The sequence below is a fragment of the Eubacterium sp. An11 genome, assembly GCF_002161065.1.
GTDB classification, from domain to species: domain Bacteria; phylum Bacillota; class Clostridia; order Lachnospirales; family Lachnospiraceae; genus Anaerobutyricum; species Anaerobutyricum faecale.
In genome coordinates, this window is record NZ_NFLV01000005.1 from 46,045 (window position 1) to 69,697 (window position 23,653).

Sequence of the window (23,653 nt, forward strand, 5' to 3'; positions counted from 1 at the left end):
CCACAACGATATGGCAACTTCATTTTTCTTTTCTAAGAAAATGTTGCAATAGATACTTTTACATACGATGCCTGCCATTTACATAATCAGACGCAGACATCAGGGCAATACATGTGTGAGGAGGACTGTATTATGAAGTTTTTTATTGACACGGCAAAAGTAGAGGATATCCGCAAGGCTAATGATATGGGCGTTATCTGCGGCGTTACCACCAATCCGTCTTTGATCGCGAAAGAAGGCCGGGATTTCAACGAGGTTATCAAAGAGATCACCACCATCGTGGACGGCCCGATCAGCGGTGAGGTAAAGGCGACCACCACAGACGCTGAAGGCATGATCAAGGAAGGCCGGGAAATCGCTGCCATTCACCCGAATATGGTTGTGAAGATTCCGATGACTGTGGAAGGACTGAAAGCTGTCAAAGTATTAAGCGCAGAGGGCATCAAGACAAATGTGACTCTGATTTTCAGCGCCAACCAGGCACTTCTGGCTGCCAGAGCAGGCGCTACTTATGTATCTCCGTTCCTGGGACGTCTGGATGACATCAACGTGCGCGGCGTGGATTTGATCCGGGAAATCGCAGAGATTTTTGCTGTTTCCGACATCGATACAGAAATCATCGCTGCCAGCGTCCGCAACCCGATCCATGTGACAGACTGCGCTCTTGCAGGAGCTGATATCGCGACAGTTCCTTACAGCGTTCTCGAAACCATGACGAAACATCCGCTGACCGACGCCGGCATTGAGAAGTTCAAGAAAGATTATATCGCGGTATTTGGAGAATAATGGTTCCCTGATAACTTGTTTTCAGATCAAAACATTTTCAGACAAGGAAAGCCGCAGAGACCGGAATTTCACTGGTTTCTGCAGCTGCTTTTTATTATTTTCCGATATTTCATCCTGCCGTTTGCTGACAATATCTTTCACACCGGAAAATCTGCATTTCCTTATTTCTTATTCAACTTTGTTATTTCCTCTGACAGAATCTCATGGAACTTTCCACAATAATGCAGATAGTCAGTCAGGCACCGGTCACCCATACGATCTCTTACCTTTTCGAGCACCTGATAACCGTAGGCCAGTTCCTGGTGCAGAAGCTCCTGTCCTTTTTCAGTGAGGGAGACAAAGACATATCTCTGGTCTTCCTCGCCGTTCTTCATCTGAATGTATCCCTTTTTCTCGAGGACATGGAGCATCCGCGAGACGGCCGGACGGGACAGCTTCATGGCGGTTCCGAGGCCGGAGACCCGGACGGAGCCAACTCTTTCCGACTGTCGGCTGATGGCCAGCAGCATGGTCAGCTCCCCCAGAGGGACACTGCTGATCTGCTGGAACAGAAGGCTGGATTTACGCATCTGCACGATCAGCTCTTTATAATCGTCGGTACAGATCGTCTGATGTTCAGTCTGGCTGTCGCTGTCTTCTGCCTGACAATTCCTCTGACAACGTTCTTGTTCGTGATAATCTTCTTCACTCTGCATTTGCTGTACGTTTTGTTCCGATGGCCCTGCTTCTTCGAATTCCATATTTCCTCCCAGATCTGCTCTCTACTCTTCTGCCTTTCTCTCAGACATAGGCACGTATGTTTTCTCTGCGGCAATGCTCTGGTATGCCGGACGAATGATCTTATCGCAGTTCATAAGCTCCTCGATACGGTGCGCGCTCCAGCCGACCACACGGGCTACAGCGAACATCGGTGTGAAAAGCTGATCCGGCAGACCGAGCATACGATACATGAATCCACTGTAAAAGTCAATATTGGCGCTGACGCCTTTGTAAATCTTCCGGCGGCTGGTGATAAGTTCTGTGGCCAGGCGTTCCACGGTCTCATAGAAATGGAACTCGTCTTCGTAGCCTTCCTCAATAGCCAGTTTACCCAGATATCCTTTAAATATCTGCGCTCTCGGGTCAGAAATGGAGTAAACGGCATGTCCCATACCGTAGATGAGGCCGCTGTGGTCAAAGGCTTCTTTATTGAGAAGGCGAAGCAGATAATTCTTAATCTCGTCCTCATCCTTCCAGTCTTTGACTTCTTCTTTCATCTCATCAAACATGCGGACCACCTTCAGGTTCGCGCCGCCGTGCTTCGGTCCTTTCAGAGATGCCAGGGACGCGGCGATGGCGGAATACGTATCGGTTCCCGAAGAGGTTACCACGTGATCTGTAAAGGTGGAGTTATTGCCGCCGCCGTGATCCATATGAAGCACAAGGGCGATGTCAAGAATTCTCGCTTCCAGATTCGTATATTTCTTATTCGGACGCAGCAGGCGGAGAATATTTTCCGCTGTGGACAGCTCCGGCTTTGCGGAATGCAGATAAAAACTCTTGCCTTCCACATAGTGGTTATACGCCTGATAGCCGTACACTGCCAGCATCGGCATGGTGCTGATCAGCTGCAGGCACTGGCGCAGTACATTGTCAATCTGAATATTATCCGCCATATCATCGTAGCTGTAGAGAGTCAGAATACTTCTCTGCAGGGTATTCATCATGTCTTTGCTCGGCGCCTTCATGATAACGTCCCGGACAAAGTTGGTCGGAAGGGTTCGGTAACTTCCCAGCAGTTTCTGGAAATCAGCAAGCTCTTCCGCAGCCGGCAGGCGGCCGAACAGGATCAGGAATGCGGTTTCCTCGAAACCGAATCGTTCTTCCCTGGCAAATCCGGAAACCAGATCCTTGATATCGTAACCCCGGTATCTCAGCTCACCTTCGCAGGGAACGCTTTTTCCGTCCACGATCTTAGAAGAGGTAATGGTGGAAATGTCTGTCAGTCCCGCCAGAACGCCTTTTCCATTCACATCTCTGAGTCCCCGGAGAACATGATAGGTATCATATAAACCCGCTGGTATCTGACCATGCTCCATGCAAATAGCGGCCAGCTTCTGAATCTCCGGTGTCATTGCAGAATATTCATTCATGTCTGTCAGTCCCCTTTCTATAAACCAAATCATACATAAACAGTTTTCCCTGTCTGATCTGCGGGCAGTAAGAAATCATCGCCCGCCAATCTTTCACAAAAATAGTTGCTCTTGTTAATTAACTATGTTAATTATTATACTGAAAAAAATTCTTCTTGTCAATCTTAGATAAAACCGCCAAAAAATTACCCTGTTTATAAAAAGTTTATGCAAAAACCGTTTTCTTATCACTAAAAATTTATGTATTATGTACAAGTTTTTTCTGTTTTTCAAATTCCAATTGTGCTATACTATAGCTATCTTTTATAAAGGGGATAGTATGCGCCTGCGGCGGCATATTTATTTTCCGAAGACGAACCTGCCCGCCGTGATTCCCCTGTCATTGAAAAACAGATGTCATTTTTAAGAAAGGAGCGTATCAAAATGCAAATACAACGTCTCGTAGATCTGGAGGATTACGAATTTGATACATTGCTCGTTACATATAACCACAAAAACCGTCTGAGCATTGAACTTGGCAAGGTCAGCGAGATTTTTAAAGCTCTCCAGGACGACGACCTGGTTGGCGGAAGCAAGGTGTATGGACTTCGGGGCAAAGATTTCTCTTACCAGGGACAGCCTTATTATAACCTGATCTTTATCGGTATTCCGGAGCACGCCTCACCGAGAAGATATCAGCTTCAGTTCGGCGCTGCTCTGAAAGAGGCAAAGAAGTTAAAGGGACATAATCTGCTGATGACCGCCATCGGCGACGACGTGGCCTACTGGCTGAATTCCGCCATGAGAGGCATTCTTCTCGCAGATTACTCTTTTGATAAATACCATTCCGATAAAAAGGATTCCCCGGAACTGAATCTGGGCATTCTCACCGGCGTGGATTCCGCTTCTTTCAAAAAAGAAGAACAATATTCCCATATGATGGCATCTGCCGTTGCTCTGGCCAGAGATCTTGTCAACGAGCCGGCAAATGTAATGACGCCTTCTGCCCTCGCCGACGCGGCAAAGGAAGTCTGCGAGAAGCAGAACATCAAATGTACCATTCTCGAGCGGGAGGACTGCGAAGCTCTGGGCATGAACGCTTTTCTTGCTGTGGCCAGAGGCTCCAAGCAGGCTCCGAAGTTCATCGTGATGGAGTACAACGGACGGGTCACCGATGAAGAAAAGATCGCTCTGGTCGGCAAGGGTATCTGTTTTGATGCCGGCGGATATAATCTGAAGCCTTCCGCCTCCATGAAGGGAATGCACGGAGATATGGGCGGAGCTGCCGCAGTTATCGCCGCTATGAGCGCCATCGCTCAGGCGAAGCTTGGCATCAATGTAACCGCCGTGATTCCGGCCTGTGAAAATATGGTTTCCGGCAAAGCAATGAAGCCGGGAGATATCGTTGCTTCCATGAACGGGAAATATATCGAAGTTGTCAACACTGACGCCGAGGGCCGCATGGCTCTGGCGGACGCCATTACCTACGCCATCCGGGAATGTGGCGCCACTTCCATCATAGACGTGGCCACCCTGACAGGCGCATGCGAGGTTGCTCTGGGCAGCCGCTATACCGGTGTATTCAGTAACAGCGATGATCTGATCGCAAAGCTGGTGCAGGCTTCCATTCTCGCCGGAGAAAATATCTGGCGTATGCCGCTGGGCGACGATGAATACAAGGATCTGAACGTTTCTTCCGTGGCTGATATCGCCAACTGCGGTACACAGTGCGGCGCCATCGCAGCCGCCAGATTCCTCAATGAATTTGTGGAGAGAAAGCCGTGGATTCATATGGATATTGCCGGAACTTCCGACTCCGATGCCGACACAGAGATCTACTCCAAAGGCGGCACCGGTGTTTCTGCCATGACTTTATACGAGTTTGTAAAGTTAATGGAGAAGCCTTATAAGAGCTATTAAACAGATGGTGCCTCCTGCCTGTCCGGCGCAGGACAGGCAGACCGCTGCTGTTTGTTCAATGATATCTAAAAATCTTTCTGCACAGGATACCTCCTGGTATACAGACAGACTTCTCTATGAGAACTGTCTGTATACCGGCTGTGAGGAACATTTTTTATGAAAAAGAAGGGCGCGTCCGATGTCTCAGTTTACCGACATCGGGCGCGCCCCCTTTTATCTGTTCTTTCCAACCGCTTCAGTCAGCAGTGTATTGACAAGACCTATCTTCTCCCGCTGTATGCTATCAATCTTTCCATCAGTCAAACAGCATGGCTTCCCGGATGACCACATTTTTATTTTTTCTCCAGATGGAGGGGAATTCGCGGATACTCAGCGGGCAGGTGCCTCGTCCCACTTCCAGGGTGATACACGGGATATCTCTCTTATAAAGGAAATATTCCCTGGAACATCCTGCTGCTGAGCTGAGACTTTCTGTCGGCATCAGGCGATAGCCTGTCAGACTCTGTGCCGTCCTATACATGCGGTCAGTCACCTGCTCCACCTTTGTTTCCGCGTTGCTGGCACATCTTCCATATAAAATGGATCCAGTGGAATGATAGCTGACCACACCCGCAATCTGACCATTTTTCTCAATCCGGTTGACCATTTTGACCAGAGCTTTTACTTCCGGCTCACTGGCCGCCTTGCTGCCATGGAAACCGGCGTATCCGCGGACACCGCCCTTTCGGAACGCCACGGCCCAATTCCGGTTCAGATCCACGCCCCGGGCGTTGGCCTTCCATCTCAGAGCACTTCCCGGCATCTTACGAAGGGCTGCCCGCAGACTCTTATCCCGTATGGCCCCAAATCCAAACTGACTGATGGCCGTTCCGTCAGGATTGGCGGACGGCACATAATGAATGGCAACTTTGTCAAGAACATCCGCCACTTTCGCGCCGCTGATCTTCTTATTATATTTCTTCAGATAATACTCAAGCTGGCGCATACAAAGCTGCGTTGTCATATATTCCCTCGCATGAAGATTCGCAATGACCACCAGATGTTTTTTCGCCTGGGTATTGCCCAAAACCACCTCGTAAAGGTTCCGGTCATCCGCTGACCGTCCGATGACATTGACCTGGCAGCGATCCGGATATTTCTTTTTCAGCTGTTTTAAATCTTTCCGATACTCCGCATATGTATATTTCTGGTGATTTGTTGATACAATGGCCGCCTCCGTTTTCTGTCCATGGGCAGCCCATAGTCCCAGTCCCACGAACAGAAACAAAAGCAGCCATATCTTCCGCCTTTTTACAATACTTTTCATCCGTTGTCTCTCCTTCTTTATTTTGTAAAAGAATCGTAACATTCTATTAATAATTTACATGAAAAGTGGAAAATCGTCAACAACGGATTTTTTTCAAAAAAATATGACATAACCGTTTGCCTGCATTAACAGCAAATTTACGGCATGTCACAGTTTTCCTCTCACTATACAAACTTTTCCGGACATAGTAAAAGAGAGCATCTGACTACCAATTCAAATGCTCCCTTTCACTGTTCACTTATTATGTCCAACGGTCTATACCTCCTGTTCATAATATAGTTTCGGTTAATTACTTATGTTTTTGTCGGACCGTACCTCAAATACTTTTCCTCTTAACCTTAAGAAGAACTTTCCGGGAATCTCATATCACCAATTCTTTTCCTATCCCTTGCACTATAACCGGTTATCTTCATCCACCTTCAAGCTTCCTTAAAATCTCGAGCGAACTTTCTTATGATCACAATTTCAAAGTGCCAATCCTATGAATCCTAAGATAAACTGCACGGTGACCTGTACATCTTCTGCTTCTCAACTCATCGGGCTCAATCACTGACAACCCCTTACCTCTTGTACCTCTTCCTTCAGCTTCTCCTGAATTCCAATCTTACTACTTCCGGTGGTCTGTACCTCCTGCCTTAGTATCGTTTGAGTGTCAGATTAAAGTTTTTGGTGGTCTGTACCTCCTTTGCTTAGTATAGTTTTGAGTCTGAAATTACTCTTTCTGGCGGTCTGTACCTCCTGTTACTTATTTAAATCTTGAAATTAAATTAACCTTCTTGGTGGTCTCACCTCTTTTTCTTTTACAAAAAACTGAAAATTAACAATTACAAGATCTATATAAAGGACTTTGTCCGTCCTGTCTTTGTTTGTATCTGTATTATAATTCTAACGCCCGATTTTGTCAATACTATTTTTCAAAAAAATTTTTGTTTTTTCAAAATGATTAAATATTCTGATAAATATTAGTTTTTACATCTATAATTAAATATTTTTCTGATAATTTATTCTTTTGACACAATCAGCACAGAAACAACGGTCCGTCACAAGATTCTGACGTCTATTTCCTTATTTTAAACTTCTTCTGAATGTCATAACGCCCCCACAGTTCCACATCGTTCTGTCTGGCCAGATTGCGGGCGCTTTTTGTGAAACCGCTGTTGGTCACCACCATGGCCCGGTCGGCATCATAGTAAGCCACAGAGCCCACAGCCTCCTGCACCGCGGAAATACCAACATTTTTCTCATAACGTTTGGCCTGCACCACTATTTTTTCCCCATGTTTCCGGACAATGAGATCTGCCCCGTAATCATGACTGAAATCTGTCAGCGTCACCCGGTAGCCCAGATGTTTAAACTGTGCCCGCAGATATTTCTCGAATGCTCTGCCGCTTAATTTATCTACTTTTCGCATGGACATACCGAGATACCGGCGGCTGATCAGGCGGCGAAACAGAAGCAGCAGTCCCACCGCGCAGAGAATCGTATAAAAAACGCATTCTTCTCCCTTAGCTTCTGTGTACATCATATATCCCCTGCCATAAGCGCCGATGACCAATACTGCCAATATCCCTGTCATGATGTCAAATACTCTCATTGTCCCTTTCCTTTCTTCTGTCCGCCGCGCCGTTTCTTTTCCGGATAAATCGCTTTACATTTCTGAAAAACCGGACGGTCACGGCTGAATATGCAAGTAATTATACTATAATTTCCCGGTTTTTTCATTGTTTTTCCGTTATCGCTATTCTATAATGAATACTAATAGAGACAACGGAAATTTGATTCCAGGAGGGGGGATATACTTTGTCAGATTTCAATACATATTTTTTGATGAAAGAATCCGATGTGATCGCTTACGTTCAGGCTAAGCTGCATTATTTTAACGACGCAGCCGCTCTTTCCTGCAAGGAAATCGGAGACGGCAACCTAAATTACGTTTTCCGGGTAAAAGATGAGAAAACCGGCCGTTCTGTCATCGTAAAACAGGCCGGAACGCACCTGCGCATCTCCGATAAAATGACACTGACCACGGACCGTGGCCGCATCGAGGCCAGTATCTTAAAACTGCAGGGAATCCTGAGCCCGGGACTGGTGCCGGAGGTATACCTCTATGACGGCGTCATGTGCGCCATGATCATGGAGGACATGGTGGGGCACACCATGATGCGTACCGGCCTCATTCACCATGAAGTTTATCCGAAGTTTCCGGATCAGATCACCACATTTCTTGTGAACTGCCTTTTGATGACCACCGATATTGTTATGGATCATCAGAAAAGGAAAGCACTGGTGCGGGAGTTTTCCAACCCGGAGCTCTGTGATATCACGGAAAATCTTGTCTTCGGAGAACCGATTCTTAATTATAATAGAAGAAACGACGTGTTTCCTCCGGTGAAAGATTTTGTGGAAACGGAGATCTATCAGGACGAAAAATTGAAGGCGGAAGTGGCTAAACTTAAGTTTCGTTTCATGAATTACGCCCAATCCCTGATTCACGGTGATCTGCACACCGGTTCGGTATTTATCAACCAGGAGCACACTTTTGTCTTTGATCCGGAGTTTGCCTTCTTCGGCCCTATGGGCTATGACATCGGAAATGTCATCGCCAATCTTTTCTTTGCCTGGGCCAACGGCAACGCCACCATAAAAGACCCGGAAGAAAAGGCGCATTTCTGCGGCTGGTGCATGGGCGCCATTCTGGAAGTGGTGGATTTGTTTAAAGAGAAGTTTGTGCGTCTCTACGATGAACAGGTGACGGAACCGCTGGCAAAATCCGCCGGATTTAAGAAGTCTTACCTGCGGGATATTCTCGCTGACACGGCAGGATATGCCGGAACCGAATGCATCCGCCGGATCGTGGGCATGGCTCATAATAAAGATATCACCGTCATCGAAGATATGGAAAAGCGCGCCTGCGCTGAGAAGATTCTTCTGACGTTTGCCAAAGATCTGATTCTTCACCGGGAAGACTTTCAGACCTCCGGAGATTACCTCCAGGCCATGGAAAAGGCTATCCGGGCCATCGAGCCGGAGAATCCTCTGCTCGGGCCGGAGAAAACGATCCTTGACTACGATACCGTGGCTCTGGATGATGAGAACCACGCCCTGGTGATCATTGACCAGACAAAGCTTCCTTCCCGCATTGAGATTCTTTCTCTTACCGCGCAGGAAGATATCTGGGACGCCATCTACCTTCTCAAGGTGCGGGGCGCTCCGGCCATCGGCGTGACCGCTGCCATCGGTATTTATCTGGCCGCCAGAGAAATCGCTCTTTCCATGGCGTCTCAGAACGGCAATTCCGCCGGACAGGCGTCTTCGGATTATGATGAATTTCTTCGCCGTTTCCGGGAAGCTTCTGCCTATCTGAATTCTTCCCGACCGACGGCTGTGAACCTTTCCTGGGCTCTGCGCCGCATGGAAAATGTGGTGCAGGACCACAAGGGGGATTCTGTGCCGCAGATTGTAACTGCCCTTCACGATGAGGCCCTTACCATCCGCGAGGAAGATATTCTGGTATGCCGCTCCATCGGAAAGTACGGCCTCTCCCTGGTGAAACCGGGCGACGGCCTGCTGACCCACTGCAATGCCGGTCAGCTTGCCACAGTCAAATACGGCACCGCCACAGCTCCGATGTATCTGGGTCAGGAGAAGGGATATCATTTTAAAGTATACTGTGATGAGACCCGTCCGCTCCTGCAGGGCGCCAGACTGACCAGTTTTGAATTAAAGAGCGCCGGTCTGGACGTCACTCTGCTGTGCGATAACATGTCTGCTTCCCTCATGCGCGAGGGTAAGATCCAGGCTGTATTTGTGGGCTGTGACCGGGTGGCCAGAAATGGGGACACCGCCAACAAGATTGGCACCTCCATGGCCGCTCTCGCCGCCAAACGCTATCATGTGCCATTTTATGTGTGCGCGCCGACATCCACCATTGACATGAACACCGCCACCGGTGATGATATTATCATTGAACAGAGAAAACCGGAAGAAGTCACTGATATGTGGTACGAAAAACCAATGACCGCTCCCAGCGTAAACGTTTATAATCCAGCTTTTGATGTGACCGACCATGATCTGATCACGGGCATTGTCACAGAATTCGGCGTTGCTTATCCGCCGTACGGAGAATCCTTCCAGGAAATTTTCCTGAAAAAGCAGATTCGTGATACCGTACAGCGGATGTTAAAAGATATGAAATAGGAAATCTGCCGGGGCAGACATACAGCCATGTTCTGCCCCGGCAGGTTTTGGCATTCCTGAGCAAACTTATTTTTCCCATTTATAAAAATAAGTTTTCAAAAAAGCAAACATAATATTATAAATACCTTTCCTGTACTATAGATTTATCATTTTCTCCACCCTGCCGGATATTTATTTTTTAAGGTAGCGCCGGCCACTTTGCCAAATCCCAGCGGGAAACCGTCGGCAAGAACCAGATACCAGCCATTTCTGCCCGACTGTTTTTTTCTGCTTTTCGACTGTGAATCTCCCGCCTGCATTCTGCTTTTCAATCGCATATCTTCTGCCTGCATTCTGCTTTTCGACTGTGAATCCCCCGCCTGCATTCTGCTTTTCGACAGCATATCTTCTGCCCGCATTTCACTTTCGTCTCCCGCTGCTGCCAGGCTGTCATCCTGTTCTCCTGACCAGTCCAGGGACAGACTTTCTCCCCGAAGATAGTTCTCCAGACGTGGGTCCCGGCCCGAGAAATTCAAACAGCGATCAAACGTATCTTTTGAGAGAATCAGCGCAAACGGCTGAGACGGCTCAAAACGCTTTTTCTTGAAATCTCCCATGTAAATGCCATTGCGAAGGAAATGAATGCCCTTTGCTTCCCTTGTCTCTTCCGGTACGTAGTAGAGCTTCTCTCCCCGGACATCCATGCGTTCTGGTTCCAGATCCAGCAGTACATGGGAAAAGAACTCGGCGGCTGCCTGCTGCTGCTCTTTGCCGAGGTCTTTGCACACTTCCCACCAGTGCTTGTTCCGGCCATTCTGCCGGCCCTGCCCGGAATCTTTTCTTCTTTTTTTCTTATCTTTTTTACGTTTTCCGGCTTTTATATCGCCCGCCGGCGCGTATGTCATCCGGATTCGTTCTGGCTGGATGTTTTCTGGCAGAATTTGTTCTGCCGGTGTGTTTTCCATCTGCTCTCGTTCTGTCTCTCCACGCTGACCGGCGCCTTCTTCTTTTTTATGGAGCAGCGCCATGAAATGTCCTTCTCCCGGCATCTTGTGAGGAAAAATACGCCGGCAGAGATGACAGCTTTCATGGAATTCTTCACCGGCAAAGGCAGTAAGTCCCCAGGAGAATCCTTCGTAATCCTCCATGGGAATCACTTCCATCTCCGGGCGTTCCCGGAGCAGATGGGTGATGACCCTCTCGTTTTCCGCCGGTGAAAATGTACAGGTAGAATAGAGCATCTTGCCGCCGGGCCGCAGCATATCCGCTCCATGCAGAATAATCTCCTTCTGAAGCCGGGAAAAATATTCCGGCCCCTTCTCCTGCCAGGCGTCGATGACCGCCGGATTCTTCCGGAACATGCCCTCTCCGGAGCAGGGTGCGTCCACCATGATTTTGTCAAAGTACTCCGGATATTTCTCCGCCAGAACATAGGGCGGCTCATTGGTGACAAAGGCGTTGGATATCCCGAACAGCTCCAGATTGCGCAGAAGGGCCTTCGCCCGGGCGTTGTTGATATCATTGGCCACTAAAAGCCCTTTCCCCCGGAGTTTTGCTCCCAGGGCGGTCGCCTTGCCGCCGGGCGCCGCGCACAGATCCAGTACCCGTTCGCCGGGCTGCACCGGCAACCGGGAGGCCGGAGTCATGGCGCTTGGTTCCTGCAGATAGTAAAGCCCCGCCGCATAAAATGGATGTCTGGCCGGAGCGTCTTCTTCCTCGTAAAAATATCCCTCTGGTATCCACGGGATTTTTCTCAAATGAAAAGGAGCAATTCTTTCGAATTCCTCCAATTCTATCTTTGAAGTATTTACCCGCAGACCAAATTGTCTTTTTCCGTCAAAGCCTCTTAAAAATGCTTCGTATTCTTCCCCGAGAAGCTGCTGCATCATGTTCTGGAAGCTTTCCGGTAACTGCAATTTCGTCATTGATTTTCTCCACATTGATTCTTTTTGCGTATCATCTCACTGATGATCTGTTTTCTTGTGACAATTCCAATGAATACATTTCTCCCATCCACCACGGGAACGAAGTTCTGATTCATAATATACTGGTCCAGCTCCGCCATATTGGCATCAATGCTCACCGCTTTGTAGTCCCATTTTTTCCTTAAAGATGAAACCCGTACCTTCCGCATGGCTTCCATGTCCATGTGGTAATCCTCGATGAGATTCCAGAGGAAATCCCCCTCTGTGACTGTTCCCACATAGTGTCCTTCCTCGTCAATGACCGGCACCGCCTGAAATCCATTCTTATGTATGACCCGCAGCGCCCGGCCGACGGTATCCTCATGCTCAATATAGGTCACTTCACTTTTTGGAAGCAGAAAAAATGAAATATTCATATAACCCTCCCTGTTTCGTCTCACACTACCCGCACCGCACATGAAGCGCGCCCTTCGCGGAGTAAGATTTTATATTTCATGTGCCGTATCCTCTGTATGTGATAATCCCAATAAATTTACGGTACATATGCTCTTGCCTTATCATACCACACCTGCGGTGTTTTAGATATAAAAATACAGAAGCTTCATGAAATCTTCATATTTTTGTAAAATTGGGATTTGTAAAGGTGGTAACATCTATCTGCTCAGACAGACAATGTCGCAAGGGCACATACGGATTCGCCCGTCTCGGCCCTCAGTCGGACGGTCCAGGGATATCTTTATGAAGCTGTCTTCCCCAGTCCTCCTTCACAGCTCGCGGCCGAAAGCCGTATGTGTCCAAAACGCCATCTGCCTGTTGAGAAACCTTTGTTCCACCTTTACAAACATCCTGTGCTACGCTGACAAAACAGCCAGTTATGGCTACAGATGAATCAGCGGATACCAAAATTTACGGCCGCTTCTGTCGGTTTGAATCAGGTATTTTTGTTATCATCGATGGACCGTTTAACAGTCAAAAACTGCCACAATCTGTTGTTTCGCCAGGGTAGCCAGGATTCTTTGTAAATCTCTATGCACGCAGACTACATTTGGAGAAGACGAGGTATTGATATGGTTTGACGACGACTGTGAGCGCAGGCGTCTGATTTATATTGATGAAATACAGCCAGGTACCAGTCTGCCGAAGTGGAGGAGGAGAACTTTTATCAATACCTTGTCTTCGGTAAAGCAGCCTTCTGTGGGCTGCAAAAAGATTTACAAATCCCAATTTGTATCCTCCCCCATCCCATGTTATAATTTTTCAATACGGGGTCTTGTGGCTGGATCCCATCACATTTTCATTGAAAGAAAGGGTACGTTTTATGAGAGAGACATTACTTTTGTATAATATCAATGACAGGAAAACCCGCAGTGTCATTCAGTTGACTGCTGTTCAGATGAAGATACGGGTGCGGATCGTTTCGCCTTCCCAATATCATATGCCGCTGGGACTGCTGGCGTTCGGTAAAGAGGAAGATCAGAAGGAGTATCTGACGGAGGCTCCTGCGGAGTTTGAAGACGCCATGCTGGTATTTGCCGGTCTTTCTGTCGGCAGGCTGAATGCTTTTTTATCGCAGATGGCGAAAAAACGAGTGCCGCAGATCGACCTGAAAGCTTCGCTGACGGAGCACAACGCGGTTTGGGATTCGGTCACCCTGCATGATGAACTGGTAAAGGAGCATGCTTCCATGCACGGCGACGGGCCGGCAGCGTCCGAAGAGGATACGGCCCGGGAAACAGGAACGAATCCCCGGTAAAGAGAAAAGGACGGCGGTTTTGCCGGTTCTTCGTTTCCGGAGCGTTTTGCCGCCATTTTACAATCGCTGACAGGGGCTGACAGACAGGAGGGATGGCTGTGAATATTAATGACATCGAGGGATTTATCAAGACATATGAAGAACAGAGTTTTTCAAAGGCTTCTGAGGAAATGTATACCTCCCCGCAGGGTATCAGCTATATGATACACAAGATGGAAAAGGAACTGAATGTACCTTTGTTTGAGAGAACCGGCGGAGGTGTCTCCCCCACTGTGTACGGAGATATATTTTTTAAATATGCCGTGGCGATCACATCGGCTTTTGACAAAGCCAGACGGGAGATCAATCTGACACAGGCACGGGAAAACGGCATCGTCCGCCTGGCCTGTGCGTATGGCATTGTCCGGTTTTTTTCGCCAGAGTATATTCTGGATTATAACCGGCGGCACAGCGGCAAACATCATCCCCGGATCAATTATATGGAATTTCCGGATAAAGATGTGATCAGTCAGGTTCGTGCGGGCCAGTATGACATCGGCATCTCTCCATATACCGACGGCACAGAGGGCGTGCGCATTGACCCCTTATTTTCCATGGATCTTTATCTTATCGTGTCACCCCAGAGTCGTTTTTACCACAGCCGCGAGGTTTCCCTGAAAGACATTTCCACGGAGCCCATGATTCTGGAAAATGAGCGTTTTGTGATCCATGATCTCTTTCTCACAGCCTGCGGCCGGTATGGCATTGAGCCAAATATATTTTTTACTACCAGCGGTTTCAGCCTGAGCTACAAATTATGCAGGGAGGGACACGGAAATACCCTTTCTATGCATTACATTTTTAAGGATATGAAAAACAGTTCTTTGCGGGCGATTCCCATTAAAGAACGTCTGCGCTGGAACGTGGGATTTATCCGGCCGAAAGACTGCCTGACGACGGAGGCTGTGTCGGATTTCATGGATTATACCAGAGGGTATTGTAAGAATCTTTTGAAATCTCACAAAAATATTTTGTTTGCCTGATTTCATTTCCCATGCTATATTGTGCTCAGTCCCAGACAAAGGCGTTCGGATTTCATTTCCGGACGCCTTTTCTTATTCCGGAATAATTGGGCCAAACATTGTTATAGACAGGAGGAATATATTATGGGAAGTATTGGAAGTATGAACAAACCGAGTAAGGGTTTTTTAGTCGCAGCAGTTCAGATGCCTGTTCCAATTGTTAATTCCAGAAAGGATATCGATAATCAGGTCAAAGAGATCGTCCGTACTCTGCACGCCACCAAGGCCGGATATCCCGGCGCCGAACTGATTGTCTTTCCTGAGTACAGTACCCAGGGATTAAATACGTCAAAATGGCTGACGGAAGAATTCCTTTGCGATATCCCGGGAAAGGAAACCGATGCTTTTGCCAAGGCATGTAAAGAAGAAGGCGTGTACGGCGTATTCTCCATTATGGAAAGGAATCCGGACCCTTCAAAGAATCCTTATAATACTGCAATCATCATTAATCCTGACGGAGAAATTTGTCTGAAATACAGAAAATTGTTTCCATGGAATCCTATCGAACCATGGTATCCCGGAGATCTGGGCATGCCTGTGTGCGACGGACCTGGAGGATCCAAGCTGGCTGTCTGTATCTGTCATGACGGCATGATTCCTGAACTGGCCAGAGAAGCTGCATACAAAGGCTGCAACGTTTATATCCGTATCTCCGGCTACAGCACTCAGGTCAATGATCAGTGGATTCTCACCAATCGTTCCAATGCATGGCATAACCTGATGTACACAGTGTCTGTCAACCTCGCTGGCTATGACGGTGTATTTTATTACTTTGGTGAAGGTCAGATTACCAACTATGATGGTACTGTTCTGGTACAGGGACAGAGAAATCCTTATGAGATCGTCACCGGAGAAATTTTCCCGGAAAATGCGGATGCCGCCCGAAGAGAATGGGGCCTGGAAAATAATATCTACAATCTGGGACACAGAGGATATGTGGCAAAACCAGGCGGCGAATCCGATGCCGGTTTAACATATATTAAAGATCTGGCAGCCGGAAAGTATCACCTTCCGTGGGAAGACGAGATGGAAATCAAAGACGGATCTATCTACGGATATCCTACTACCGGCGGAAGATTTGGTACCGAGCCGGGAGCCGATCCTTATGGCATTCATTCCTATAAAGGTTTAAAATATACAGAAGACTGATAGATTTATAAGAAAATGTACATATGAACTTTCTCACAGGGATACCATTGGTTCTCAGGAATCGATGGTATTCCTGTTTTAATGTTATTTCTGTTTTTTGAAAAAAAGCGGCCGAATGTGACAGCTGTCTCGTGCAGAATGAATCTGCAGCAAGGAAAACCTGTCAAAATCGACCGCTTTTTTCTTTTTTATAATATCTGGCTGTCAGCCCTTACTGTGCTTCCCCGGCTGCCGATGTGGCCGCTGCCGCTTCTGTAGATGCCGCTGTATCCGCTGCACCGGCTGCTGTCGTGGTCTCCGTGGACGCTGCCGTGGTATCGGCTGCTCCGGCCGCTGTCGTAGTTTCCGTGGACGCTGCTGTGGTATCGGCTGCTCCGGCCGCTGTGGCTGTCTGTGCCGGAGCTGTCTCTGTGGCAGCTTCTGTGGCTGTGCTTTCTTCTGTGTGAAGCACCAGCTCTGCCCACAGTTCCTGGTTCACGTCTTCATCGTAATTCCATTCTGCCTCCAGGTCTTTGGTCCATCCGTCATAAACTTCGGAGAACTTCGTCTGCTGACGCTCAGAGATGATGGACTGCCGGTTGCTTTCGGTGGCATCGGCGTCGGTGTACGCATCCAGTCTTGCGATGACATAGCCGTTATCACATTCCTGCACTTCCTGGGTGATGTCGCCGTCTTTCATGGTGGCCAGCAGCTTCTCAAAGGCTTCGCCTTCCTCGGATTCTCCGGCTGCGAAAGTTTCTGAAGTATTGGTGTAGTTCTGCTCTTTGGCAATATCTGCTATATCAGTTCCGGACTGCAGTTTTGCCAGAGCCGCCTGGGCTGTGGATAATACCTGCGCCTTCTCTTCATCGCTCATGTCCACAGTATTTCCCTCATCGTCTGTGGTGGTCGTGGCAAATACCACACGGGAGATGGTAGTCTCTCTTGCCTCATCGTCACTGACGTTCGTGTCGGTATCCTTGACCATATATTCCTGCACCTTGGCCGCCAGCGCATTTTCCTCGTAGATCTCTGTCATATCATCTTTATCGGCGCCGCACTCTGCCAGAATCTCCGCTCCGGATTCATCTTTGGCGAAGGCTTCCGCATATTCTTCACACTGTTTTTCTTCATCCTCACTCAAAGAAGCTCCCGCTTCCTCAGCGTGATTATTCAGAACGATAATCTGTTTGATGCGGGCGATGATCTGTTCTTTGGCGTAGTCTTCAAAAGTCTGCGCATTTCCTTCATCGTCGGTCCCCATATCCATGGTCCAGAAATTATCCCCGAAATAAGAAGAATAAGAAGCCTCGTACTGAGCCGCTGTCATTTTTCCGTAAATCCACGCTTTTTTCAGGGGAACATCCACCCCGTCATAGGTGAACAGCGTCTCATTTCCATTCTGTGTAACTTCCCCTTTTCCGCCGGAATTGCCGCAGCCGGTCATGGTGCCTATGGCAAGAACAAGACCCATGGCCGCAGCCGCCAGGCGTTTTGTACCGTGTTTCATTGCTTACCTCCTGTATTTCCTTTTATTTTGACACGAAATCAAAAATCTGTATTTATAAAACGAATATCTCTGTTCGTTTTATTTCTCCTGTATTGTACAATATTTCTATAATATGGTCAAAAGATATTTGTCCTATGGGACTTTCTGTCCGGCCGCACCGCATCGCTCACCGTTCCAGCAATCCGTCAATGCGGGCGATGATCTCTTTGACTCTCGTCAGAAGATCTTTTTTCGGAATCTCCCCCGGATCATAGACGAAAACCGGATTGGTTTCCGGACGGATCCGCATCCGGCCGCGGAAGGATTTTAAGAAATCGTCGATTTCATCCACCTTGACTTTCGCCCGGGCGTTCATGACAAAGGAAAGCGCCGTGCCTTTCTGCTCGATGGCGAGAATCCACGCCTGATGGGCCTGCTGTTTGACCAGAGCCACATCCATGAGACGCAGCGTCGGCGCCGGCACATCGCCGTAGCGGTCGGTGAGTTCTTCGGTGAGATCCTCGTATTCTTCCTGATTTTCGATGACCGCGATCCGCTTGTACAGCTCCAGTTTCTGACTTTCATTTCCCACATAGGAAGCGGGAATGTAGGCATCGATGGATAAATCCACGGTGGTCTCGAAGGTATCTTCCTCCTGTTTCTCACCTTTCATCTGCATGACGGCATCGTTGAGCATCTTACAATAAAGATCATATCCCACCGCCTCCATGTGTCCGGACTGCTCGGCGCCCAGCAGATTACCCGCGCCCCGGATTTCCAGATCGCGCATGGCGATTTTAAAGCCGCTGCCCAGATCTGTAAACTCCCGGATGGCCTTGAGACGCTTCTCGGCTTCCTCTTTTAAGATGGAGTTTCGCCGGTACATGAGAAACGCATAGGCGGTCCGGTTGGAGCGGCCCACCCGCCCCCGAAGCTGATAGAGCTGGGACAGTCCAAAGTTTTGAGCGTCATGGATGATGATGGTGTTGGCATTGGAAATGTCCAGTCCCGTCTCGATAATGGTGGTGGACACCAGCACATCAATCTCTTTGTTGACAAAGGCAAACATAATCTGTTCCAGCTGACGCTCGCCCATCTGTCCGTGGGCGAATTCCACCACGGCTCCGGGCACCAGTTTCTGGACGTCCGCCGCCACACTGTCAATATTATTGACACGGTTGTAGACATAAAATACCTGTCCGCCCCGGGCAAGCTCTCTCTCGATGGCCTCCCGCACCAGTTCTTCATTGTATTCCAGCACGTAGGTCTGGATGGAGCGCCGGTCCACCGGAGGCATTTCCAGCACGCTCATATCCCGGATGCCCGCCAGACTCATGTGCAATGTTCGCGGAATCGGTGTCGCCGACAGGGCCAGAACATCTACGTTTTTCTTCATCTGTTTGATTTTTTCTTTCTGTTTCACGCCGAAACGCTGCTCCTCATCGATGATAAGCAGGCCCAGATCTTTGTACTGGATACTCTTAGAAAGCACCTTGTGGGTTCCGATGACAATGTCCATGGTACCTTTTTTCAGTGCTTCCTGAATCTGTTTCGTCTCCTTGGGTGTGCAGAAGCGGGAAAGCATGCAGATTTTTACCGGATAATGTTTCATCCGCTCCACGAAGGAATTATAAATCTGCTGAGCCAGAATGGTGGTCGGCACCAGATACACCACCTGTTTACTCTCCATCACCGCCTTAAAGGCCGCCCGGATGGCAATCTCCGTCTTGCCGTAACCCACATCGCCGCAGATTAAGCGATCCATGATCTTGTGACTTTCCATATCCCGTTTGGTATCTTCAATGGCAGAAAGCTGATCTTCCGTCTCCTCATACGGGAAGAGTTCCTCAAATTCCGTCTGCCAGACAGTATCCGGACCGTAAGCGTATCCTTCCCGGGCCTGCCGCTGGGCATAAAGTTCCACCAGATCTTTGGCTGCGATCTGCACCTGGGAGCGGACCCGGGACTTGGTCTTCTCCCACTCATTTCCTCCCAGTTTATTTAACTTCGGTTTCCTGGCCCCGGCTCCGGCGTATTTCTGTATGATATCCAGCTGTGACGCCGGGATAAATAAATTGCTGGAATCCTTATATTCGATGTTAATATAATCTTTCGCCACCCCGTCGGTCTCAATCTGTTCCATTCCCCGGTAAATACCCAGTCCGTATTTCTCGTGAACCACATAATCGCCGATGGAGATATCCGCCAGGGAGCGGATTTTCTGGCCGCTGTACTGACTTTTTTTCTTGCGGCTTTTGTGTCTGCGCTCCTTGAAAATGTCTTTTTCCGACAAAACCACAAACTTGATGGTCGGATATTCAAATCCGCTGTTTAACCGTCCGCAGGTGACCATCACCTCACCCGGATGGATTTCCCGTCCGTAGTCCTCGGCAAAGTAGGCCAGCAGCCCCTCGTCCCGGATATCTTCCGCCAGTCGTCTGGCTCTGGTGGCCGAAGAAGACATGAGCATAATCTGATATTTTTCTCTGGACCAATGCTGCAGATCCTTGATGAGCTGGTCAAAACTGTTATTGTAGGAATAAATAGACCTGGCTTCGATATGCACGGAAACTGCCGGTTTAAAAAGCTCATACTGCTGTATCATGCCGGACAGCAGAAGCGTCGGCCGCTTCAGGATATGAAACACCGTCTCCTCGCAGCCGTACAGCAAATCTGCCTGGGACGGCAGCACATACCCTCCTTCCAGACGACTCTGCATGGACAGAGAGAATTCCTGCTCACTGGTTCTTCCTTTTTCCTCCACCCGGTGGGGCTCGTCGATAAAAATCATCGTATCCTCCGGCAGGTAATCAAGGAGAGAAGCCGTTTTCTCATAAAAATACGACAGCAGAGTTTCACTTCCGGCCGCGGTGCCCAGGGAAGAGAGTTCATCTTCTGTCGCTTCAACCATTTTCCGAAGTCGTTCCTTTTCCTGTCGCTTCTTTTCTTTTTTGAATATTTCCGCCTGATGGACATATTCTTCCTTCATCCGGCGGATGGCCTCCGGCATTTTCTCCTGTTTGAGAATAATCTCCGACGCCGGGTAGATACGTATTTCTTCCAGATTTTCAATGCTTCTCTGGCTCTCCACATCAAAAGAGCGCATGGAGTCGATCTCATCGCCCCAGAGTTCAATACGGACCGGGCTCTCCTCGGTCAGCGGGAACACATCCACAATGTCTCCCCTCACAGAGAATTCTCCCGGTCCCTCCACCAGACCATTACTCTGATATCCCATTTCCACCAGAGTTTTCCGAAGTTCATCGGTTTTCACTATGGAGTCCAGCCCGATGGTCAGAATATTTTCCCGAAAACTTTCCGGCGGAATCATCTTTTCCATGAGAACATCCAGACAGAGCACAATGGTCAGCGGCCGGCCCGATGCCAGCTGCTTTAATACCTTCATACGCTTTGTAGTCGTATGATTGCTGTGCACGTCCGCACTGTAAAACAAAATGTCCTTTGACGGATAGTGCATGGTGTTTCTGTCAAAAAAGCTTAAATCCTCGTAAATCTCCCTGGCCTTTTCCTCTTTCCAGGTGATGACCAGCCGGCAGCCGGCCTTCTCTCCCAGATTGGCAACCAGATGTCCCTTCTGTGAATCCACACAACCGGTGACGCCGATGGGATACCGGCCCTCTTTTATATATGTTTCTATTTCCAGATATTCACTAAGCCGCCGGAGCGGTTCTGCTAATACCCCCACGAATTACACCTCTTCATTTACTTTTGCACGTTTTTTCTTACCCACACTGTAGCGGTTCATGGCTTCGTCAATCTCATCGGCAGCGATGAGCTGTGCCGCTTTCACCGCTTTGTCCAGAGCCTCATCCAGCAGCTCTTTTTCTTCGCCGGAAAAATGTCCCAGCACATAATCTGCCAGATCCTGCCCCGGATGTTTCTCTCCGCCGATACCCACACGGATGCGTGGAAATGTATCACATCCCAGATGTTTGATAATGCTCTTGATACCGTTATGACCGCCGGCACTTCCCTTCTTCCGGATGCGGAGCATTCCCGGCTCCAGGCTGATATCGTCATAAATAATAAGAATATCCTCCGGCTCCACCTTATAAAAATCCGCCGCCGCGCGGATACTCTCTCCGCTTAGATTCATATAAGTCAGCGGTTTCATCAGCAATACCCGCTGCCCCCCGATAAAACCGCTGCCGGTCATGGCCTTGTGCTTATGCTGATTTACGGCGATTCCCTCCGCCTCGCTTAAGCGATCAATGGCCATAAATCCTACGTTGTGTCTTGTTCCTTTATACTGATCGGTTGGGTTCCCCAGACCTGCAATAATCTTCATATTTTGAATCGTTTCCTTTCGTTGATATTTTTCATTGGCAAATGTGCCGGCGTTCTCCGGAGCTGTTTCCGTTCCCAGGCATCCCGGCGGGAAGTAAAACTCCGCCACCCGGCGGGCAGACTGGCTGTCAAAAAAGTCATTGTGCAGCCGGGCAAAAGCTTTCACCTTGTCAATCTCCCAGCCCTGCCTCCGGATACAGCCGCACAGGTCGTCCATGGTTGTAAGGATCGGACCCGGCGCCGTATCTTCATAATCATAATAAAATCCCCGGTCTTTATCAAGATACCATTCTTTATCAAAGGCGTAAAGGAGGATCGGGCGTTCCAGCAGGGAATACTCCACAGCGATGGAGGAGTAATCGGCGATCAGCAGATCTGTCATCAGGAGAAGTTCCCGCACATCGGGATATCCGGTGAGATCCGGCACCTGTTCCGGCACCTTCGAGGACTGTATCTGCGGATGGAGCCGGACTGCCAGGCAGTACTCTTCCCCACACTGCCGGTTGAACTTCTCAAAATCAAAATGCGACAGCAGTTCTCTGTCTTTTTCCGCATCATCCCGGAAGGTCGGCGCATAGAGTGCAAGCTTCTTTCCTTTCATCTGCGGGAACTGCTCCTCCAGCCGTTTCCTGACCTCCCGCACATCATGGTTTCTGAAATAATAATCCGCCTGCGGACAGCCGATAGCAAGAACTTTCCCTTCCGGCACGCAGAACGCTTCCGCATAGTTCTTCCGGATGTGTTCGGAACTGGCAAGGATATGGGTTACATTTTCATTGACCTGTTTTAATTCAGAAAGAAGCTCCGGCTCCAGATCCGTGGAACCGCCAAACTTTTTAAAGGAACCCATGCCGTGCCAGAGCTGCACCACGGTCGTCTCCGGTGCGATGTCCATATAGGCCATGGGCATGAAATTATCATTTAAAAATATATGAGCGGAAGTGGCCATGTAGTATGCCTTTTTGGTAAAAAGCGCAAAAAGGCCCGGCAGATTCCGAAGGCTCACCTCGTAATCTCCATGGCGTATCACATGAAAAGACAGGGGCAGTCCCCGTCTCTCACATTCTTTCTGTATATCAAACAGGCTCCCGACTCCGCCGGTATCCAGTTTCTCAATGAGGGTCACCCGGTTTTCTCTCACCTTCCAGTGGCGGAAGAAATTAAACGCCAGGGCGAATATTTTATTTGTATTCATGATGATTTTCTCTTTTCTTTCTACTTATACGTTGGTATCTGCATTATTATACACTTCCCGGAAGATTCTCACAATGAAAAATTAGGATTTGTGAAGTAAGAACAATAAACCACTCACTTATCTTTGTACCCTTCAGAGCTCTGCTTCTTCTCCATGGATGTTCTTTTTATACACAGCATTACAAAAAGGACGGTCCACACGATCCACGCGGCCGTGCATCCGATGCCTGGTTTAAAAAAGTCAATAGCTGCTCCACATACAAAAGGAACCGCCATCCCCATTATTCTCTTTCCATAAATGCGGCACATGCCATCTTCATCGGACTGTTTCCGTTCATTTCCAGGACGCATATTATATCCTGTCAAAAGATTACTTGCCTTTCCTTCGGAATGATAGAAGTACCTTCCCATAAAAAACATCAATACTGCCATGAATAAATCGAATATAATCACGAGTACCTGAAACACCTTTTTCCTCCCGCTGCCTTCCGTCCTG

Annotated in this window: 16 protein-coding genes and 2 pseudogenes; 7 read left to right on the plus strand and 11 right to left on the minus strand. The window is 48.5% G+C overall.

All coding sequences use genetic code 11. From position 1 onward, the window contains the following. The first annotated feature begins 132 nt into the window (after window positions 1-132). Window positions 133-786, plus strand: coding sequence for a fructose-6-phosphate aldolase (gene fsa / locus B5E53_RS05685; RefSeq protein WP_087313086.1), 654 nt, complete (start codon window positions 133-135; stop codon window positions 784-786). A 161-nt stretch (window positions 787-947) separates the two neighbouring features. Here fsa and B5E53_RS05690 read toward each other — a convergent pair whose 3' ends face one another. Both B5E53_RS05690 and B5E53_RS05695 read right to left on the minus strand, forming a co-directional pair. After that, on the minus strand, window positions 948-1,526 hold the full coding sequence (locus tag B5E53_RS05690; RefSeq protein ID WP_087313087.1) for a MarR family transcriptional regulator: 579 nt from the start codon (window positions 1,524-1,526) through the stop codon (window positions 948-950). Between the two features lie 21 nt (window positions 1,527-1,547). Further along, entirely contained in the window at window positions 1,548-2,918 is a 1,371-nt protein-coding gene (locus B5E53_RS05695; protein WP_087313088.1) for a citrate/2-methylcitrate synthase, read from the minus strand. Window positions 2,919-3,341: 423 nt separating this feature from the next. Here B5E53_RS05695 and B5E53_RS05700 point away from each other — a divergent pair, with 423 nt between their 5' ends. Then, a complete protein-coding gene (locus B5E53_RS05700; protein WP_162611800.1) occupies window positions 3,342-4,817 on the plus strand; it encodes a leucyl aminopeptidase in 1,476 nt (491 codons plus the stop codon). 295 nt (window positions 4,818-5,112) lie between these two features. Here the strand turns inward: B5E53_RS05700 and B5E53_RS05705 are convergent, their stop codons facing one another. After that, the gene (locus tag B5E53_RS05705; protein ID WP_162611801.1) at window positions 5,113-6,123 is read right to left on the minus strand and encodes a M14 family zinc carboxypeptidase; all 1,011 of its coding nucleotides are present in this window, start codon (window positions 6,121-6,123) and stop codon (window positions 5,113-5,115) included. Between the two features lie 1,057 nt (window positions 6,124-7,180). Next, on the minus strand, window positions 7,181-7,717 hold the full coding sequence (locus tag B5E53_RS05710; protein WP_140401442.1) for a restriction endonuclease: 537 nt from the start codon (window positions 7,715-7,717) through the stop codon (window positions 7,181-7,183). A 233-nt stretch (window positions 7,718-7,950) separates the two neighbouring features. Here B5E53_RS05710 and mtnK point away from each other — a divergent pair. Further along, window positions 7,951-9,108, plus strand: a pseudogene (gene mtnK, locus B5E53_RS05715) (S-methyl-5-thioribose kinase); the annotation flags it as partial. Window positions 9,109-9,120: 12 nt separating this feature from the next. Beyond that, on the plus strand, window positions 9,121-10,320 hold the full coding sequence (mtnA, locus tag B5E53_RS19465; RefSeq protein ID WP_204245497.1) for an S-methyl-5-thioribose-1-phosphate isomerase: 1,200 nt from the start codon (window positions 9,121-9,123) through the stop codon (window positions 10,318-10,320). Between the two features lie 146 nt (window positions 10,321-10,466). Here mtnA and B5E53_RS05720 read toward each other — a convergent pair whose 3' ends face one another. Beyond that, window positions 10,467-12,224, minus strand: a complete 1,758-nt coding sequence (locus tag B5E53_RS05720) for an RsmB/NOP family class I SAM-dependent RNA methyltransferase (protein ID WP_087313261.1) — start codon at window positions 12,222-12,224, stop codon at window positions 10,467-10,469. After that, the gene (locus B5E53_RS05725; RefSeq protein WP_162611802.1) at window positions 12,221-12,640 is read right to left on the minus strand and encodes a CBS domain-containing protein; all 420 of its coding nucleotides are present in this window, start codon (window positions 12,638-12,640) and stop codon (window positions 12,221-12,223) included. The genes B5E53_RS05720 and B5E53_RS05725 overlap by 4 nt, the downstream gene beginning before the upstream one ends. Before the next feature lie 902 nt (window positions 12,641-13,542). On the opposite strand from B5E53_RS05725, the gene B5E53_RS05730 reads away from it, so the two are divergent. The 3 genes from B5E53_RS05730 to B5E53_RS05740 all read left to right on the plus strand — a co-directional run bounded on the left by B5E53_RS05730 (window position 13,543) and on the right by B5E53_RS05740 (window position 16,187). Continuing rightward, a complete protein-coding gene (locus B5E53_RS05730; protein WP_087313092.1) occupies window positions 13,543-13,977 on the plus strand; it encodes a DUF3783 domain-containing protein in 435 nt (144 codons plus the stop codon). A 98-nt stretch (window positions 13,978-14,075) separates the two neighbouring features. Then, window positions 14,076-14,999, plus strand: coding sequence for a LysR family transcriptional regulator (locus tag B5E53_RS05735; RefSeq protein WP_162611803.1), 924 nt, complete (start codon window positions 14,076-14,078; stop codon window positions 14,997-14,999). A gap of 123 nt (window positions 15,000-15,122) precedes the next feature. Beyond that, entirely contained in the window at window positions 15,123-16,187 is a 1,065-nt protein-coding gene (locus tag B5E53_RS05740; protein WP_087313094.1) for a formamidase, read from the plus strand. Between the two features lie 211 nt (window positions 16,188-16,398). Here the strand turns inward: B5E53_RS05740 and B5E53_RS05745 are convergent, their stop codons facing one another. The 5 genes and pseudogenes from B5E53_RS05745 to B5E53_RS05760 all read right to left on the minus strand — a co-directional run bounded on the left by B5E53_RS05745 (window position 16,399) and on the right by B5E53_RS05760 (window position 23,610). Continuing rightward, window positions 16,399-17,676 carry a peptidyl-prolyl cis-trans isomerase gene (locus tag B5E53_RS05745; RefSeq protein ID WP_087313095.1) on the minus strand — a complete coding sequence of 426 codons (1,278 nt, stop codon included), beginning with the start codon at window positions 17,674-17,676 and terminating at the stop codon, window positions 16,399-16,401. Window positions 17,677-17,842: 166 nt separating this feature from the next. Next, window positions 17,843-21,361 (minus strand): transcription-repair coupling factor, encoded by a 3,519-nt coding sequence (gene mfd, locus B5E53_RS05750; RefSeq protein ID WP_204245495.1) that lies wholly within the window; start codon window positions 21,359-21,361, stop codon window positions 17,843-17,845. 3 nt (window positions 21,362-21,364) lie between these two features. Continuing rightward, window positions 21,365-21,964, minus strand: coding sequence for an aminoacyl-tRNA hydrolase (pth, locus tag B5E53_RS19685; RefSeq protein ID WP_242963546.1), 600 nt, complete (start codon window positions 21,962-21,964; stop codon window positions 21,365-21,367). Between the two features lie 108 nt (window positions 21,965-22,072). Beyond that, a pseudogene (locus B5E53_RS19690) lies at window positions 22,073-23,158 on the minus strand (CDP-glycerol glycerophosphotransferase family protein); the annotation flags it as partial. Between the two features lie 113 nt (window positions 23,159-23,271). After that, window positions 23,272-23,610 carry a DUF3784 domain-containing protein gene (locus B5E53_RS05760; protein ID WP_242963536.1) on the minus strand — a complete coding sequence of 113 codons (339 nt, stop codon included), beginning with the start codon at window positions 23,608-23,610 and terminating at the stop codon, window positions 23,272-23,274. Window positions 23,611-23,653: the final 43 nt, after the last annotated feature.

Coding starts and splice junctions, on each gene's coding strand:
- fsa (WP_087313086.1), top strand. CDS start 133: ATGAAGTTTTTTATTGACACGGCAAAAGTAGAGGATATCCGCAAGGCT.
- B5E53_RS05690 (WP_087313087.1), bottom strand. CDS start 1,526: ATGGAATTCGAAGAAGCAGGGCCATCGGAACAAAACGTACAGCAAATG.
- B5E53_RS05695 (WP_087313088.1), bottom strand. CDS start 2,918: ATGAATGAATATTCTGCAATGACACCGGAGATTCAGAAGCTGGCCGCT.
- B5E53_RS05700 (WP_162611800.1), top strand. CDS start 3,342: ATGCAAATACAACGTCTCGTAGATCTGGAGGATTACGAATTTGATACA.
- B5E53_RS05705 (WP_162611801.1), bottom strand. CDS start 6,123: ATGAAAAGTATTGTAAAAAGGCGGAAGATATGGCTGCTTTTGTTTCTG.
- B5E53_RS05710 (WP_140401442.1), bottom strand. CDS start 7,717: ATGAGAGTATTTGACATCATGACAGGGATATTGGCAGTATTGGTCATC.
- mtnA (WP_204245497.1), top strand. CDS start 9,121: ATGGAAAAGGCTATCCGGGCCATCGAGCCGGAGAATCCTCTGCTCGGG.
- B5E53_RS05720 (WP_087313261.1), bottom strand. CDS start 12,224: ATGACGAAATTGCAGTTACCGGAAAGCTTCCAGAACATGATGCAGCAG.
- B5E53_RS05725 (WP_162611802.1), bottom strand. CDS start 12,640: ATGAATATTTCATTTTTTCTGCTTCCAAAAAGTGAAGTGACCTATATT.
- B5E53_RS05730 (WP_087313092.1), top strand. CDS start 13,543: ATGAGAGAGACATTACTTTTGTATAATATCAATGACAGGAAAACCCGC.
- B5E53_RS05740 (WP_087313094.1), top strand. CDS start 15,123: ATGGGAAGTATTGGAAGTATGAACAAACCGAGTAAGGGTTTTTTAGTC.
- B5E53_RS05745 (WP_087313095.1), bottom strand. CDS start 17,676: ATGAAACACGGTACAAAACGCCTGGCGGCTGCGGCCATGGGTCTTGTT.
- pth (WP_242963546.1), bottom strand. CDS start 21,964: ATGAAGATTATTGCAGGTCTGGGGAACCCAACCGATCAGTATAAAGGA.